Annotated in this window: 12 protein-coding genes; 3 read left to right on the top strand and 9 right to left on the bottom strand. The window is 49.4% G+C overall.

Annotated elements, in window-relative coordinates; all coding sequences use genetic code 11:
- Window positions 1-33: 33 nt before the first annotated feature.
- On the bottom strand, window positions 34-1308 hold the full coding sequence (locus tag IDM49_RS04405) for a phospholipase D-like domain-containing protein (RefSeq protein WP_190725163.1): 1275 nt from the start codon (window positions 1306-1308) through the stop codon (window positions 34-36).
- A 93-nt stretch (window positions 1309-1401) separates the two neighbouring features.
- On the opposite strand from IDM49_RS04405, the gene IDM49_RS04400 reads away from it, so the two are divergent.
- Window positions 1402-3039: an Eco57I restriction-modification methylase domain-containing protein gene (locus tag IDM49_RS04400; RefSeq protein ID WP_190725162.1), complete on the top strand. Its 1638-nt coding sequence runs from the start codon at window positions 1402-1404 to the stop codon at window positions 3037-3039.
- Between the two features lie 27 nt (window positions 3040-3066).
- On the opposite strand, the gene IDM49_RS04395 is transcribed toward IDM49_RS04400, so the two are convergent.
- The 3 genes from IDM49_RS04395 to IDM49_RS04385 are packed head-to-tail and all read right to left on the bottom strand — an operon-like array spanning window position 3067 to window position 6964.
- A complete protein-coding gene (locus tag IDM49_RS04395) occupies window positions 3067-3498 on the bottom strand; it encodes a DUF6262 family protein (RefSeq protein ID WP_190725161.1) in 432 nt (143 codons plus the stop codon).
- Window positions 3499-3532: 34 nt separating this feature from the next.
- The gene (locus IDM49_RS04390) at window positions 3533-5731 is read right to left on the bottom strand and encodes a tyrosine-type recombinase/integrase (protein WP_190725160.1); all 2199 of its coding nucleotides are present in this window, start codon (window positions 5729-5731) and stop codon (window positions 3533-3535) included.
- Window positions 5732-5755: 24 nt separating this feature from the next.
- Window positions 5756-6964, bottom strand: a complete 1209-nt coding sequence (locus IDM49_RS04385; RefSeq protein ID WP_190725159.1) for a tyrosine-type recombinase/integrase — start codon at window positions 6962-6964, stop codon at window positions 5756-5758.
- A gap of 114 nt (window positions 6965-7078) precedes the next feature.
- On the opposite strand from IDM49_RS04385, the gene IDM49_RS04380 reads away from it, so the two are divergent.
- Window positions 7079-7897 (top strand): hypothetical protein, encoded by an 819-nt coding sequence (locus IDM49_RS04380; RefSeq protein ID WP_190725158.1) that lies wholly within the window; start codon window positions 7079-7081, stop codon window positions 7895-7897.
- A gap of 156 nt (window positions 7898-8053) precedes the next feature.
- Window positions 8054-9229: a helix-turn-helix domain-containing protein gene (locus tag IDM49_RS04375; RefSeq protein WP_190725157.1), complete on the top strand. Its 1176-nt coding sequence runs from the start codon at window positions 8054-8056 to the stop codon at window positions 9227-9229.
- Between the two features lie 170 nt (window positions 9230-9399).
- Here IDM49_RS04375 and IDM49_RS12230 read toward each other — a convergent pair whose 3' ends face one another.
- From IDM49_RS12230 to glf, 5 genes are all read right to left on the bottom strand, one after another.
- Window positions 9400-9858 (bottom strand): hypothetical protein, encoded by a 459-nt coding sequence (locus tag IDM49_RS12230; protein ID WP_228008189.1) that lies wholly within the window; start codon window positions 9856-9858, stop codon window positions 9400-9402.
- Window positions 9859-10253: 395 nt separating this feature from the next.
- Window positions 10254-11300 carry an ABC transporter ATP-binding protein gene (locus IDM49_RS04365; protein ID WP_228008188.1) on the bottom strand — a complete coding sequence of 349 codons (1047 nt, stop codon included), beginning with the start codon at window positions 11298-11300 and terminating at the stop codon, window positions 10254-10256.
- A 2-nt stretch (window positions 11301-11302) separates the two neighbouring features.
- Window positions 11303-12199 (bottom strand): ABC transporter permease, encoded by an 897-nt coding sequence (locus tag IDM49_RS04360; protein ID WP_190725155.1) that lies wholly within the window; start codon window positions 12197-12199, stop codon window positions 11303-11305.
- Window positions 12196-14220 (bottom strand): glycosyltransferase, encoded by a 2025-nt coding sequence (locus tag IDM49_RS04355; protein WP_190725154.1) that lies wholly within the window; start codon window positions 14218-14220, stop codon window positions 12196-12198. Before IDM49_RS04355 ends, IDM49_RS04360 begins: the two co-directional genes overlap by 4 nt.
- Window positions 14221-14244: 24 nt before the next feature.
- Window positions 14245-15432, bottom strand: a complete 1188-nt coding sequence (glf, locus tag IDM49_RS04350) for a UDP-galactopyranose mutase (RefSeq protein WP_168613757.1) — start codon at window positions 15430-15432, stop codon at window positions 14245-14247.
- Between the last annotated feature and the right edge of the window lie 136 nt (window positions 15433-15568).

The raw sequence follows: 15568 nt of genomic DNA, 5'->3' as shown, positions 1-15568 counted from the left end.
AAGGGCTGACAACTACTTTGCCAGCCCTTATTTTTACGGTTTCAAAACCCCTCGCTGTTTATCGCTGACTATCAATAAATAATCACCCGAACGAGTCTCTTCCAGATTCACATAGTAGTCTTTGTAATTTTTCTTCCTCAGCTCTTGAACCAAATCGTGACCCCAGTGGAGCACCGTCATGACGTTCCCCTGATTCGCAGCGCGTGATGGCTTATGCGAAATACGAATTTCATACTTGCCAAGGTAAGTGCCATCTATCCATACATCGAAATTAACAAATAGCTCTTCTTTACCGCCTGAATCTGGTGTTCCCCACGGTTCATTGCCCCAAAAATCTTGTCGGAAATAGAGCGAAGTAAAGTAATTGGAATCCACAACAGCAAGTCGCAAAGCACCGGTAGGATTCGTATTGGCGCTGGGTGGGTTCTGCGCGTCCGATGCTCCCATCTGTTTTGACCATCTACGATAGACCTGATTTTCAGGCGGAAGCGTATTTGTCGGCGTATTGCTAGATGGAGATGAGGTCTGTGTAGTACCTACGTTCGTTTGGGAATTGGGGGTTGGCAGGGGAGCCTGGCTATTCGCTCCAGGCCTTGTGAAGATTTTAGGGAGCTTTGCACTGATCTTGGGCAACGACTTTAAGTTAGTTACTATCTTGTCAAAGATTCCACTTATCGCATTGGAATTTAGGCTGTCGTTATCTTCAGGTTCTTCTGCTGTTTTAGTGGCAGGTTTTCTTCGGCTTCTTCCTTCTTGGCCTATTTGTATATCGCTGCTATTGAGCAAGTTATCAATTAGAGTTTGATCGATTTTTTTAAGAGAGCCTGTGTTCTGTTTGAGGATTGAAAACCATTCTTGCACGTTAGCGACAAGTTCCGGTTCTTCGCCAGGTGCAAGTGTTACCCATAGCGAGGCTTCATAGTTCCAGGCAACTCCCCCAGCGGTAAGGTTGCTCGAACCTACGAAAATAGTATTACGACCATCATCTGCTGCCGCCCAATACACTTTGGGGTGAAAAGTTCTGTTAGGGTCGTGGAAGACGAACCCTGATTGATTATTGGTGAGTTCATTTGCCAGGAGCAGACCTTCTTCGGTTGCTCCGCCTTCACTTACTCCAAGTATTAGCTCTAGTTTCCCTCCCTCGGATTTGAAGTTTTCTAAGCTGTCCCAGACGCGGCCTATGCCGGATTTTTTAGCCCATGCCACAGCGATCTTTAGGGATGAGTATTTTTCTTCTTCGACGTACTTAATAAATTCCAGCAAATTGCTGTACTGGTCGAAGGGCTGACCTACAAATTTTATTTCCATTCTTATAGTTTTCCATGTAGCTATTTCAGTCCATCTTTCAAAGGAACGCAATCGTAAGATATAATTTACTTCAGTAACTGAAGTGAGGATCTAATGCGTACAAAAAATGAAGTTAGTGACGAAAAATTACGGGGCGGTTTCTACTCTCCCGCCCCGTTGGTTCAGCTTTGCCTCAAACGCGCAAACGACCTAACAGCAAAACAGAATGAGAAACTGCGCGTGCTAGAACCATCAGCAGGAGACGGTGCGTTCATCCGGGGGATCTCTCAATCTCCACTTACAAACCGAGTCAATGACATCACCGCTATTGAACTCATCCCGACAGAAGCTGATAAGGCACGCGCCGCCCTGTCAGAGTCTGGGCTATCAGGTTTAGTTGTCACCGGCAATTTTCTTGAATGGGGAGAAACCAACAAGGAAAAATATGACATCATGTTGGCAAACCCCCCCTACGTTCGTTTCCAATTCATCAGCGATGAAGATAAGCAACGAGCTAAAACGATACTGACGCAAAATGGAATCAGTAGTAGCTCTGTATCAAACCTCTGGATTTCAGTGCTGCTACTAGGTCTATCCAAACTACGAACCGGCGGCGTATTCTCCGTAATCTTGCCAACTGAATTTCTTACCGGAATCTCAGCAAGCTCCATCAGAAATTGGCTAGTAGCCAATGCTGAGAACTTGCATATTGATCTATTCAAACCAGGTTCTTTTCCGAGTGTTCTTCAGGAGGTTCTGGTACTCACTGGTCAGATTTCCGATAGTTCCGCTACCAGCCGTTTCGTTAGATTTAGCGACCACAATGGTTCCGTGAGGGAATGGGAACATGTAATAAACGTAGGTAGTGGAACCTGGACTAATTTCCTACTTACTCCAAAACAAAACCAAGCTTATGTAGAAGCACAACACCACTCTGGGACTAGAAAACTGCATGAGATAGCAAAATTTAGCGTATCGACTGTCACTGGTGCTAATAATTTCTTTTGTGTTTCTGAAGATACTGTGGCAGAAAATGGTTTAGACGACTGGGTTCTTCCTCTACTTTCACGCACCCGTTACGCTGATGGACTTATCTTCACACAGCAGGACTACGCAAATCTTAAAGCATCAGGTGTCCAGTCCAGCCTTATCAATTTTTCCTCTGTAAACCCTGATCCTATGGAATTTCCTATCGCGAAAAAATACTTGGGATCAGGTGTGCACTTAGGGATAGATGCTCGCTACAAGTGCAGAATCAGGACTCCCTGGTATCGAGTTCCTGTTGTTGCACCGGGGGAATTACTCTTGTCAAAACGATCAAATAAATTCCCACGTGTAATCTCTAATCATGCCAACGTATATACGACCGATACTATTTATCGAGGTGTTTTACTACCAGGTTCACCTGTGACTGCGGATGACTTTGCAGCTACCTTCCATAACTCGCTTACTCTGTTATCTGCTGAGATTGAAGGTAGAAATTTTGGTGGCGGTGTGCTTGAGCTAGTTCCTAGCGAAGTTAGTTCATTGATTCTCCCGATAACGCAAGGTGCTGGGAAACACCTTCCAGAGTTGGATAAACTCTATAGGGAAATCGGAGACTCTGATGAGTTCATCGAAGCTACGAACAGGGTAGTCTCAGAACTTTCACCTGCTTTGGACGCTGAGATGCTTTGGACGCTCCATGAAGCACGTCAAGACTTAAATAATCGGAGAATCATGCGAACCCATGCTAAATTTTTTGATCTCTAAGCAATGAGCCTCCAATCAGGTTACTAACTAATCCATGTAGGTTTCGTATTGCATGAGGCGGCCTAGTAGTTTCTGGTTAGCATCCTCTAGTTCCTCAATTTGATTGCGTAGCTGTTTGGTACGTTGCTTTTCGTTCTCTAGCTCTTTTTTGAGCACAGCGATAATTGGTGAGTCCCCCGTGTCTCTGGCTTCTGTCAGACGGCGTGGGGGCTTTCCTTTTTGCTGGTCTGCTAGGGTGCGGATGCGTTCTGCTAGTTCCTGGTTTTGGTGCAGGAACTTGGTGGAGACTCCTGCGTTGCGGGCTACAGAGGAAAAGTTGATGGCTCCGCCGTCTTTGATGAGTTGGCGGATGGCTTTTTCTGTACAGGTGATGGCTTCTTGGGTGCGTTTTTTACCTGCCTTTCGGAGGGCGTCGGCGCGTTTTTCTTCCGGGCTGGTATCAGGGGCGGTGTTTAGCATGGGGGTTAGTTTGTCTCAGAGCAGGGATAGGGTTTTAGCGTTGGGTGCGTAGGTTAGGTTGGACGATGGGTGAGGTGCCGTTCTTGGCAGGGTTAGTGAGGAGGGTTAGTGCTACACGCCCTGATGTTCCTGCACCGGAAACCGCCTTGTTTTGGGCTGCTTCGTTTTCTAGTTTAGTGATAATGGCTTCAAGGGAGGCTTTTTCTCGTAGGCGTCCGGTGAGCCATACGTTAGTTTCTGGCATGTCTTCCCCGCGCCGCGCTTTGTACTGGTTTTTGCGGGCTTCAATGAGGGCTTCTAAGCGGGTGAGCTGATCGCGGTGCTCTTGAATGTAGGAGGCGTCGGTAGCGAAAGCTCCACAGGGTAGACAAGCGTTGCCTTTGTCGCAGGTTTGGGTTGGTGGGAGCATACAGTACCCGTTGGGTAGAATACGGTCTGCTCTGTGGTCTAGTTGGCTGATTTCTAGCAGGTCTTTAGCTGAGAGTCCGAGGTCACGTCCGTCTGAGCCTACCTTTTTATAACGTAGGAACTCTGCTTCTGCGGTTGCCGCTAGGGTTTCTGCATAGCGCATGGTCATTTCTGGGGAGCGGTGCCCCAAATAGCGTTGAACCACATGCACCGGTACGCCGTTGTTGAGTAGTTCGGTGGCGCGGGTGTGGCGTAGGCGGTGGGTTTGTGAGAAGCGTAGAGGTTCACCGGCTTTGTTGGTGAGTTTTACGGTCGCATCTAGGCGTTTGAGGGTATCAGCGTAGGAGCGGTATGAGCGTGGCCTGGAGCCGGTGAAGTTGGCTCTGGGGTTGGGAAAGAGGTAGGGGTGTTCTAGCCCTGGGTACTTTTCTTCTACATAGGCTTGTTGTTCTTTGATGATGTTTACCACCGCAACATCAACCAGAATGGTTGGTTCTACGCCGTCTACTTTGGTTTGTTGGTAGGTCATGCGGGCGATGAAGGAGTCTTCTTGGATTTTTTCGGGGTCTACATCCAGCATGGTGAGAGGCTGGTAGTCCATCATCAGGATTTCTGAGGCGCGGCGTCCGGTTAAGGCTTGGATCATCCAGGCGCGGGCTGCTTGTTCATCCCCTAACCCAGTAAATGTGGCAGGTTCCGCACCGGGCGTTTGAACAGTTACCTGTTGGGTCATAGGTGTTTTCAGCACATCCAGATGAGCTAGCATGAGGGTTAGCTCGTCTGAGGTGAAGAAAGTAACCGGGTGCGCTTTACCCTTCTTTTTGCGCCTGTAAGTAGGGAATAGTCGGGTGTGGTCAGCAGTTAGGTTCAACCAGGCTTCGGTATGAGTGGTTTCTGTTATGAGGTCTTTGTTTTCGTAGGCGAACTCGTAGAAGCGTTGCAGGGTTGAGGTTACTGAACCGATGGTAGTTTCTGAGAGTGCGTTCTCATGGCAACCTTCTACAGGGTTTTTTAGGTAATCAGTGAAGGCTGTGGTGAGCTTTCGGATTGACCCGAGGCTTTCCCCTAGTGTTGCTGGGGTGTGCTCGTAGGTGGCGAGGAACCGTGAAAAATAGTTGAGGTAGGTTACCCGTGAAGCAACTGAAGTCCAGGTGTAGTACCCATAGGTCAGGGCTTGTGAGAACCAGAATCGGGCGGCCTCTTTAAGCCAGGTCTGAGTAAGCTGTTCTAGGCTGATGACTCTTTCTGCGTGGGGTTCGTTCTCGCGGCGTGGAATACGAGAGTCTAGGCGCATATTCCATACATCATGCTCGTACCAGGGCGTATCTGAGCATCGAACGGTCAGATGCTGGTAGAGGTTTTTAGCAATGGATTCTACATTTTTGAGGTTGTTTGGTGAGGGGTAGCGTTCGTTGCGTTCGTAGAAGGCGCGGGCGGCTTCTTTGATGAGCATATATGGTTCGATATTCGCCAGGGAATAGGTATCACGCATCTCTGCTGGTTGCCGGTCTATTAGGGCTTGGGTGCTGGTGACGTACCAGCGGAGCATAGCGGGGTCTACTTTCAGGGTGCCCTCAGACCAGATGGTATAGATGTACCAGGCTAGTTCTTGATCGGCTAGGGTGTGACCGGTGCGGTAGTCGTAGGTTTTGTTGGAGTAGAGGTAGTTGGAGTTGCGCACGAATACCCGGTTGTTTGGTGCCCGATCTAGCCGGTAGACCGGTTCTTGCCATTCTGCTGGTACTTTTTCCCACGCGGTTTCCCATGAACGACTAAGAGCTGGTTCGGGTATGGTGGGGAATGTCAGGATGTTTTTCTGTACCATGATTTTTCCCTGCTTCTGCTTGTTTTAGTCTGCGGTGTGGTTTTCCCAGCCGGTTGCATAATCTTTCCAGCTACTGATGGATTTGAGTTCTGCATCTTCTGTCACCCACCCGTAGGTGTTCAGGGTGGTTTGGATGTCTTGGTGCCCGAGTCTTCGCATGACGATATGAGGTGGTGCCCCAGAGAGCAGAAGTGCGGTAGCGTGAGTGTGTCTAAACCAGTGCGGAGTCCATGCTGGGTTTACCTTGGCACCTAGTTTCTTTTTCAGGCGGCGTACCAGGTCATAGACGTTGGTTTGAGTCAAAGCAGAAAATGGGTCTTTAGCGTTGTGCCCATTGACCAGGATGAAGTGTTGCCCCAGTTCATCTACTACCAGGTCGATGTTGTTCTCCATCAACTCCCAGACGTAGGCCGAGTAGAGGGAGGCTAGGTCATCCCCGATGTAGATACGTCGCTCGTAGCGGGCTTTGACGCGGGAGCCGCCTGGGTGGTCTTGACGGGGTATCACGTCAATATAGGGTTGCACCCCAGAGGTGATATTGATGTCTTGGTGCCTTAGTGAGAGGGCTTCGCCTAGTCGTATGCCGGTTTCTGCCAGGGTTGCAAAGAGGAAGCGGTTACGCACCCCTTGCATACTGGCTTTCCAGTACCCGTATTCGTCTTGGGTGGCGCAGGCATCAAGGATGGTTTTTATCTCGGTGGGTGTGAATATGGGTGTGCGTGTTTTGTTTCCTGTGCGGATGCGGAATACCGGGGAGCGGGTGGGCTTTTTATCAGCTACACCAGTCAAGAAACCTTTATAGGGTGAGCTGTAGCGGGAACCATGATGTGAGGTTACTGCTAGGTAGCCGGAGTCGTTACCAGTATTTTGGGCGTGAAACTTATAGAAGGCTGATACGGCAGCGATTTTCAGACCAATAGTGGCTGGTGAACGTAAGGGTTCTGGTTCTTTGCCGACGTAGGGCATGGTGGGGGTTAGCCCTGTTTTGAGCCAGTGCGCGAACTGGGCAACAGTCAAATTGTTAGGGGTTTCCCAGGGCGTTTCAGTCAGTTCTAAGAAGTTCAGCCATTGAGTCAAGGCGGTGGCGTAGGTAGTGATGGTATTAGGTGATGTTTCTTGGTAACGCAGGAAGGTCAGGTATTTGTGTGCCGGTGGGAAGGGTAAGTAGTCAGAGCCGATGATAGTCAGGCTTTTACCACCGTTAAGGTGCTGTATTTTCTGGGTCTTATACATCTGCTTGCATCTTCTATTGCACGATACCTATTCACCTGCTACCTTTAACCGCAGGAAACTTTATGTGAAACTTTTTCACATAAAAATCGTACCTGTATCGGAGGGTGAAAAGCAATGCGAATTGATCGAGAAGACATTTCAGAGCTACTAGCGAACGATGGCACGCTAGCGGTTGCAGAAAAAATGGCCACCTGCATCATGTACGCCCACTCCCAAAACTATGCCGACTTTGAACGCCGAACGGCAGGCTGGGATAAGTACGATAAAAAGGTCTTCATTCAACAAAACAGGTCACTCTCAGCCACCTCCCTCAGCCTTCTACTCATCAAACGCCTGGCAAAAACCAGCCACGCAGACGCCCTCAAAACGATTGACCTATGGAATAACGATTGGTTCGAGTTCCGACATAAAGAAGTGCAGATTTACCTCCTGCGCAGCACTTCAAATAAATCTAGTCGCAAGAAGCAGCTGGACATCATCAACACCATCAAAGACGATATGGAAAACCTCTTTGACGAATCCGATGATATATCAGCAGACCTCTACCGTTCGCGCCTTTCCCCCAACCATCAGGCTTCTGTTGACGATGAACCCTTATATTGCCAACTGGAATACCGTGTAGGTAGAAACGGGATGCTAACCAAGGCAGTATTTTCGGCACAAACTATCTCACAAGAGCACCCCATCTTCACGTATGAGCTTGATCTGGTAAAAGTGCGCGAACTACTTGAAGAACTATTGGCTAGCGACCCGGATATTTTTACCCCCGCCACTCTACTGCGCCAAAACACCGTCCCTGCCCCTGCGCTACAAACCCATCAGCTTTCACCCGTTCAGACGCAGGATGTGGGACGAGAACTCGATACCAGCATCACCCCTGCCCCTGCACCCCTCCAAGAAGAAGAACGACAGGGCAGCCGTAAGAGCTTGTAACTATTATCCTAAAACCGAAAAATCTACCCCTTTGTTTCCTTGATGGATTAACATGTGTATCATAGAACGTTTGTAAAAACCGTTCACACGTTTACAAGAACCGACTTCTTGAAACCCTCGCATGACTAACTCCATCAAGGAAGGGTAGGTACAGGTATGAACGCCACTGTTCAACTAGTAAGCAACCCTGAATCAACATCACCAAATCTAACCCTCTTTCAGCAGGCCTCTGAGGAACTCGTAGCGATTCCCGAAACCGTCAAAAAACTACGCCTCCGCCGAGGCTTCACTCTTGAATCCGCCTCAGCTCAAATCGGTAAACAAAAGGGTTGGGCATCAAAAATTGAAAACGGAAACCTAGCCCTCAAAGGTGAAGACCTAGAACGCTACGCAGAAATCCTAGAAGTTCCTGTAAAACTAATGACAATCGACCTGCCAGCAGTAAATGCTGAAGGCATGATGTTCCGTAAGTATCGAACACCTATGAAAACTGTTTCCAGGCTGGAGTCGGAAGCCTCTGTACGCCTGCATGTCATCAATCGTCTACTAGAAATCTCTAACCAGCCTGGTGCACCACGCTTTGAACAGATTGCCGCTAACACTAAAGAGCAGATTGTTGAAGCAGCGGCACAAACACGCACACGCTGGGGCATACCCGCAGATACACCTATAGGAAACCTTGCAGGCCACCTGGAGCACGATGGAATCCTGCTTTCTTTCTTACCTATCGAAATCGAGAAAGTCACCGGCGTTACCTATTGGCATGATGAGCTAACCCCGCCATTGATGATGCTTACCCGCCAAACCATTGACAGCACTAAACGTTTCACGATGGCTCACGAGTTCGCGCACCTGGTACTAGATAAGCACTCAGCTCAGCTAGAATCCCCCAAGGATGTTGAGGCTCGTGCTGATCTATTTGCTGGCGAACTACTAGCACCCTACGAGGTTGTCAAAGAGCAATTCCTTGCGTTAAAGACTGGGGATGTGGATGGTCTAATTAATCTCAGCCATTATTGGGGTCTACACCCCAAGAGCTTTGTTACAAGAGCATCGCTGCATGGCGATATTAGTAAAGACCAGGCCTCATCCTGGTATAAGCGTCTGGGCGGTATTACTAAAAGGCGAATTGAGAACGAAATCCCTGCCTATCCCGTAGTATTCAAAGCTCTCGGCCAGATTACCGATTTCTTAGAAACCTATCACTGGAATATGGCTTCTGTGCTTTCTGAGGTGTATGTCCGCAGAAACGATTTTGAGCAGGTTGTCGGTGTTGATAACAAATTGTCCCAGGGTGCCGGTAGAGCTTCCATGAGACTAGCTGTTGGTTGATTTAGATAGAACAGCATAAGGGATGTCCCCTAGCTCTTTCACAAGAGCTAGGGGCATTTTTTTAGGTTGTTGGTTATTATTCTGACGTGGTTCTTGGTACTACATATAAGACTGTTACCTAAGTGGTGTAGGTTCTTCTTTCCTTACTTGGGTAACTACGTTTCCACTATCTAAAGAACTATAGATAAATCAGGTAGAGACGCGTCTACGAAGGGGCTTGAGAGGTCCAGGCGACGGCCAGAAGATTTGAGCATACGCTCCACCAGGTAACGCACCTGCTCGTGGGTGAGTGAAAGCCCTGTGAGTTCTGACTCCCCTGCTCGCGCAACAAAAACTTCGTGAGGAGAGTTAATCCAAATTTCTTCAACGGTGGGATCGTCAAGATACTGCTGGAGCTCGCCAAAACCACAGATAGAGTCGATCAGCCAACGCTGAGCGTTCACCAAGTTATCGATCAGCGGCAGGGCGCCCTTGATCATTCTTTTTTCATAGTCGGCAAGTGCTGTATCGATAAGCTTCTTTGCCTGTTCGGTATCAGTCAGCGGGTCGATACCACTTTGACGGATGAGCTCACGCACCTCGTTTTCAACAAGGCGGTAACCTTGACGGGCTTCTTGTGTAGTAGCCAAGGCTACCCCTTTCTTGATGTGTGGTTCGCGAAGTGGTTCCCCCGTTGCGTTATGCAACCTGGTGATTTCTGAAGATAGTCGACAACCTCTCAAGATTTCAATCGCCCAATTTCTTGCCTGTGGATAACTTGGCCGATGTAACCCATTTAGTGATTTACAAACTTTAACTACCGCAAGGTAACAGACGTTTGACCTATCGGTACTTTTCAGTAACTTAACGCCTCTTCCTACCGGGTCGCTGTGTCCACATATCTGCATGACCTACGTAACATTTAGAAATATCCCGCTTTGAGCCACTGCGCCACAGATACAAAAAAGAGCGGTGCAGGACGTTGGTACGTCCTGCACCGCTCTTGAGTAAGCTGTGCTTGCCCTACGGGGCTTACTGATTTAACTTACTGGTACTTCTGAATCTCAGAGGTCAAACGAGCCTTCTTCTTGGTAAGTCGCTCAATCTCAGAATTCACGATCTCCAGCTTCTGCGGGTTCGACATCGCATCAAGCTCAGCCTGAGTCTCATCAGCAATGCCCAGCAACGCAACAGTTACAGGTTCAGAAGAACCAGCTGCAATCGCAGACTCAAGATCACGCTTATTGATAGCAAGGGTCTCAAGCTTCTGCTGAGCAACCAAAAGGTCGCCCTCATTGCGATGCTTCAAAGTGGTGCCAAGAGGCTGATCACGCATCACGTCAACCGCCTCCATAGCCTTACCGTCAAACTTCACATTGCCTTTTTCAAGCACAACGCCGCGATCGCAAATCTGTGACACCAGATCAAGGTCATGGCTAACTACCACAAGAGTTTTACCGGTGGCACACAGCTCCTTGATTTTCTTCAGACACTTCTTCTGGAAAGGCTCATCGCCCACCGCCAGAATCTCATCCACCAAGAAAATCTCAGGGTCAGTGTGAATCGCTACAGCAAACGCCAAGCGCAAGTACATACCGGATGAATAGAACTTCACCTCGGTATCGATAAAGTCACCAATTTCAGAGAAAGCAACGATTTCATCGAACAATGCATCGGTCTGTTCCTTGGACATACCAAGGATTGCAGCGTTCAGGTAGACGTTGTCGCGACCGGTGAGGTCCGGATGAAAACCCGCGCCCACCTCTATCAGACCAGCAATACGACCGCGCGTCAGGACGCTACCGCCGTCCGGTTGCATAACACCGGAAATGAGTTTGAGCATGGTTGATTTGCCCGAGCCATTATAGCCCAGCAACGCAACACGCTCGCCCTCACGAATGTTCATAGAAACGCCGTTCAACGCGTTGAACTTCTCGCTCAAATCACCTTTACGCCCCTTGATGAGCCAGATAAAAGCTTCCTTCATGGAACGGGTATGGCGCAACACAAAACGCTTCACCAAATTCTCCACGCGAATAACGTCAGGAGCATCAGGTGAGACTGGGGGTAAATCAAAAATATCCAGTTTCATGATTAGAGCTCCTGAGCGAAGTTGCCTTCAAATTTGCGGAAGAAGAAGTTGCCAATCAGCAACAACACGAGAGATACGGCAAAAGCGATAGGCACCCACACCGTCAAAAGGTGCGGGAACATATGCCAGTTACCTTCATTCAGCAAACCGAGCTGCTGCTCGGGGCTCAACGTTGGCTGCCAAAATGCATAATGGAAAAGCTCTACCGCCACACTCAGCGGATTAGACATATAAATCTGCTCAATGTAGGGGAACTTAACCTCTCGCGCCACCATGGTCCATGAATACATCACAGGTGACAGCCAGGTTGCCATCATCAAGAACATATCCACAAGATTCTCAGAATCTCGGAAGAAGACGTTTGCAACACCGAAAATCATGCCGGCAGCCAAGCCGAAGAGCATAATCAGCAGAATGCCAACAATAATCGCGGCAATCTGCTTAAGATCAGGCGTCCACCCTACAAAAAGGCAGGCAACAATCAGAACCAAAATCTGAGGGAGGAAGTGAATAATACCCACCCAAATTGTCGACAGAGAAAACAACTGCCTCGGCAGATAAATTTTCTTAATCAACGCACCGTTCACCACAAAAGCGCGGGCGCCGTTGCTAAAGCACTCCGAGAAGAAGTTGATGACGATGATGCCCGAAAACAAGTACACCGAGTAGTTATGCAGACCCTTTTCAAGACCCAAAAAAATACCCAGTGCCAAGTAGAACACCAGAAACTGAACTGCGGGCTTGATGTAAGACCAGACGATACCCAGCACTGAGCCTCGGTAACGAACCTGGATTTCCTTATCAACCAGCAGCTTCAGTAGATACCTGTTATTGAGAGCGTCTTTCAGCCCCCGGCCACGACCGGGGGCTGAAAACTCTCGATTCGCTAAATCACTCATCGAGTAAGTTCTGACTCCGTATGCTTATCGAAAGTATTCTTCCAGGCCTCGTAGGACGCGACATCCTGCGCTGCATTGCGGTACTGTGCGCGGAGCTTTGCCCAGTCTTTGAATAGCTTGGCGTGCAATGACGCTGCCTTAGCTAGCTTTGAACGAAGCTCCTTAGGATCGCGCTTGTACCAGAAAACACCGGTACCCTCAGCGTTGGTCACGAGCAATGAATCAAAGCGCGACACAGTCCACCAACGGTTTTCCTGGTAAGACAGCTGAATCTGCGGGTTTTGCTGAGCCTGTTCGTCAACGGGCACGAATGCCTGACGTCCAACAGTCTTAGCTGCCCAGGGCAAAAGCTTGCCGTAGGACGGTGGTGAGAAGTTGCGACGCCCCTTGAACGGGGGCTTCTTGCTCTTGGGCGCAGGGTAGGCATCGATATCGCTTTTCAGCTGAGCGTCAATGTAGTTCTTCGCCTTGCCACGAATAACAGGCAGACGCTCACTCAATGACTCGTGCAGATGCTCAGGACCCGACAGAAGGTCTTCAAGCGCCATCAGGCGTCCTTCTTCGGTGTAGTACTGCATGCTGAGAGCGTGCTTGACATCCAAGAACAGTGATTCACGCATGACTGAACCGCCCTTTTCGAACGGTGAGTGGGTTAATGCGGTAATCAGGCGGTTACGTTCGTGGAAATAAGCCTGCCAGCCAACGGAGTCGTCCTTATCGGTCCAGGAAACGTGCCAAAGACCGGCACCGGGGAATGAAACCGTTGCGATGCCCGCTTCTTTAGCGCGTAGACCGTACTCAGCATCGTCCCACTTGAGGAACAGCGGCAAAGACAGACCAATCTTGTTGATGACCTCAGTCGGAATGAGGCACATCCACCAACCGTTATAGTCAACGTCTACACGGCGATGCAACCAGTGAGTATTGCGCAGGTTTGAGCGACCCAAGTCGTGACCCAAGCTCATGTCATCGTGCGGACGATCGTAGAAAGTACGCCACGGATTGACGACTTCACCGAATGCGTGAAGAACAGTGCGGTCGTACATGTCGAACATGTGACCACCCACAATGGTGGGGTTCTTGCAGTAGTCCGCGAAGGTGATAAGGCGCAAAATCGACTCAGGCTCAACAACCACGTCGTCGTCCAACAACAGCACGTAATCGCTGCCGTTGTTCACTGACTCATACATACCGCGGGCAAAACCGCCAGAACCACCCAGGTTACCCTGGTTGATGATGCGGAACTTTCCGGCCAGAGGAGCTACAACCTCCTCAAAATCAGGGTGATCCTGAACCTTATCGGTGCCCTGATCAACGATCAGAAGCTCCTTGACAGAATCAAAAACATCGATATTCTCGCCCAAAACACGGATGTTATCGATGCAGTATGACACCTTGTTCATAGTAGTAATCTGAACAGTTGCCTTACCGCCAGCATCACCGGTTCGAGGAGTAATATCGCCCAGCCAGTTAGCCTCAACCAGTTCAAGATCCCCGCGAGAAGCGTCCAAATCGAACCAGTACCAGCCACCATCACCAAACGGGTTTAAAGTAAGTTCAAAAACTGACTCCTGGCGACCTGACACAACATTGGCGTCAACGCGCTGAATAACACCGCGAGCATTAGACTTGTACACCACAATCATGCCCTCGCCCTCAGTTTTCACGCTGAGGTAGACAGTGCGCAGCTCAGTCCAACGACGCCAGTAGGAAGCAGGAAACGCGTTGAAGTAGGTACCAAAAGACAAAGACTTGCCCTGCGCTACCTGAGTTGAATGACGTCCCAAAACATCGCCTGCATCTGCCGGTTGACTTGAGCTGGCCTTCGACTGTTCCTGAGCCGCAGCAGCTTGAGCAAAAGTCTTTGAAGAATCGCCATCTTCACGCGTCGGCAACTGTACACCGGTCGCAGCACCAGCATCCACGTACAGCGGAATGACATCGGTCTGAACAGCATCAGGCAAAATGACGCGCTGCAAGGTACGCAAAGTAGAAGTATCGACAGTTGTTGTAACTGACATAAGTTTTTACAATCCTTTAGAAAATTATTCGTCGATGCCGCCGGAAACAATCTTGTTTCCACCGGTGAAGTGAGGCTTGATCTTGTTGTCAAACATCGACAAAGCCGCACCGATTGCCATGTGCATATCGAAGTACTTGTAGTTACCCAAGCGTCCACCGAACAGAACCTGGTTCTCGCCTGCAGCAAGCTCACGGTACTTAAGGATCTTCTCGCGGTCAGCGGAGGTATTAATCGGGTAGTAAGGCTCATCGCCGTGTTCTGCAAAGCGTGAGAACTCACGGTGAATAACGGTCGCGTCCTTAGTGTAGGTGCGCTCGGGGTGGAAGTGACGGAACTCGTGGATGCGAGTGTAGGGTACGTTTGCGTCAGCGTAGTTCATGACGGAAGTGCCCTGGAAGTCTTCGATGGGAAGAATCTCTTCTTCCAGATCGATGGTGCGCCATGAGAGGTCCCCCTCAGCGTAGTCGAAGTAACGGTCGATGGGGCCGGTGTAAATAACCGGTGCCTGGCCGATAACCTTTGAACGTGAGAACTCGTGACCTTCTTCGAAGAAGTCAGTGTTGAGGTGAACTTCAATGTTCGGATGAGCAGCCATACGCTCAAGCCACGCTGCATAACCGTCTAAGGGCAGACCTTCGTACTTGTCGTTGAAGTAGCGGTTGTCGTAGTTATAGCGAACCGGAAGACGGGAAATAATGGATGCGGGCAGTTCTGAGGGGTCAGTCTGCCACTGCTTAGCGGTGTAGTTCTTGATGAAAGCTTCGTAAAGAGGGCGGCCAATTAGTGAGATGCCCTTATCGTTCAGGTTCTTAGGGTTGGTTCCTGCCAGCTCGCCAGCCTGATCCTGAATGAGTGCCTTAGCTTCTGCAGGTGAGTATGCCGCGTTGAAGAACTGGTTGATGGTACCCAAGTTGATAGGCATGGGGTACACGATGTCATTGTGACGGGTGTAGACGCGGTGTACGTAGTTGGTGAACTCAGTAAAGCGGTTAACGTATTCCCATACGCGCTCGTTTGAGGTGTGGAAGAGGTGAGCACCGTACTGGTGAACCTCGATGCCAGTGTTTTCTTCGAACTTGCTGTATGCGTTACCACCAATGTGATGACGACGATCGATGATGGCAACTTTCAGTCCAAGCTCGGTTGCTGCCTGTTCTGCAATAGTCAGACCAAACAGGCCCGAGCCGACAATTACCAGATCTGCGTTCACAAGAGTCTCCTGCTGATTGTGGATGTGCCACACACTTTGCGTGTGAAGTCTTCCGTTGAACCGCTGCGTGTACGCAACGGCTTAGTAAGGGAACTTATATCAATAAGTGCACATTTATGTGTACCTATAAAACTAC

This window comes from Rothia terrae, from assembly GCF_014705925.2.
In the GTDB taxonomy this organism is placed as follows: domain Bacteria; phylum Actinomycetota; class Actinomycetes; order Actinomycetales; family Micrococcaceae; genus Rothia; species Rothia terrae.
The sequence above is the reverse complement of the archived record's forward strand: the minus strand, read 5'-3'. Positions and strand labels throughout refer to the sequence as shown.

Bases quoted from the DNA above. Each gene is read 5' to 3' on its own strand.
- IDM49_RS04405 (WP_190725163.1), bottom strand. From the start codon at position 1,308: ATGGAAATAAAATTTGTAGGTCAGCCCTTCGACCAGTACAGCAATTTG.
- IDM49_RS04400 (WP_190725162.1), top strand. From the start codon at position 1,402: ATGCGTACAAAAAATGAAGTTAGTGACGAAAAATTACGGGGCGGTTTC.
- IDM49_RS04395 (WP_190725161.1), bottom strand. From the start codon at position 3,498: ATGCTAAACACCGCCCCTGATACCAGCCCGGAAGAAAAACGCGCCGAC.
- IDM49_RS04390 (WP_190725160.1), bottom strand. From the start codon at position 5,731: ATGGTACAGAAAAACATCCTGACATTCCCCACCATACCCGAACCAGCT.
- IDM49_RS04385 (WP_190725159.1), bottom strand. From the start codon at position 6,964: ATGTATAAGACCCAGAAAATACAGCACCTTAACGGTGGTAAAAGCCTG.
- IDM49_RS04380 (WP_190725158.1), top strand. From the start codon at position 7,079: ATGCGAATTGATCGAGAAGACATTTCAGAGCTACTAGCGAACGATGGC.
- IDM49_RS04375 (WP_190725157.1), top strand. From the start codon at position 8,054: ATGAACGCCACTGTTCAACTAGTAAGCAACCCTGAATCAACATCACCA.
- IDM49_RS04365 (WP_228008188.1), bottom strand. From the start codon at position 11,300: ATGAAACTGGATATTTTTGATTTACCCCCAGTCTCACCTGATGCTCCT.
- IDM49_RS04360 (WP_190725155.1), bottom strand. From the start codon at position 12,199: ATGAGTGATTTAGCGAATCGAGAGTTTTCAGCCCCCGGTCGTGGCCGG.
- IDM49_RS04355 (WP_190725154.1), bottom strand. From the start codon at position 14,220: ATGTCAGTTACAACAACTGTCGATACTTCTACTTTGCGTACCTTGCAG.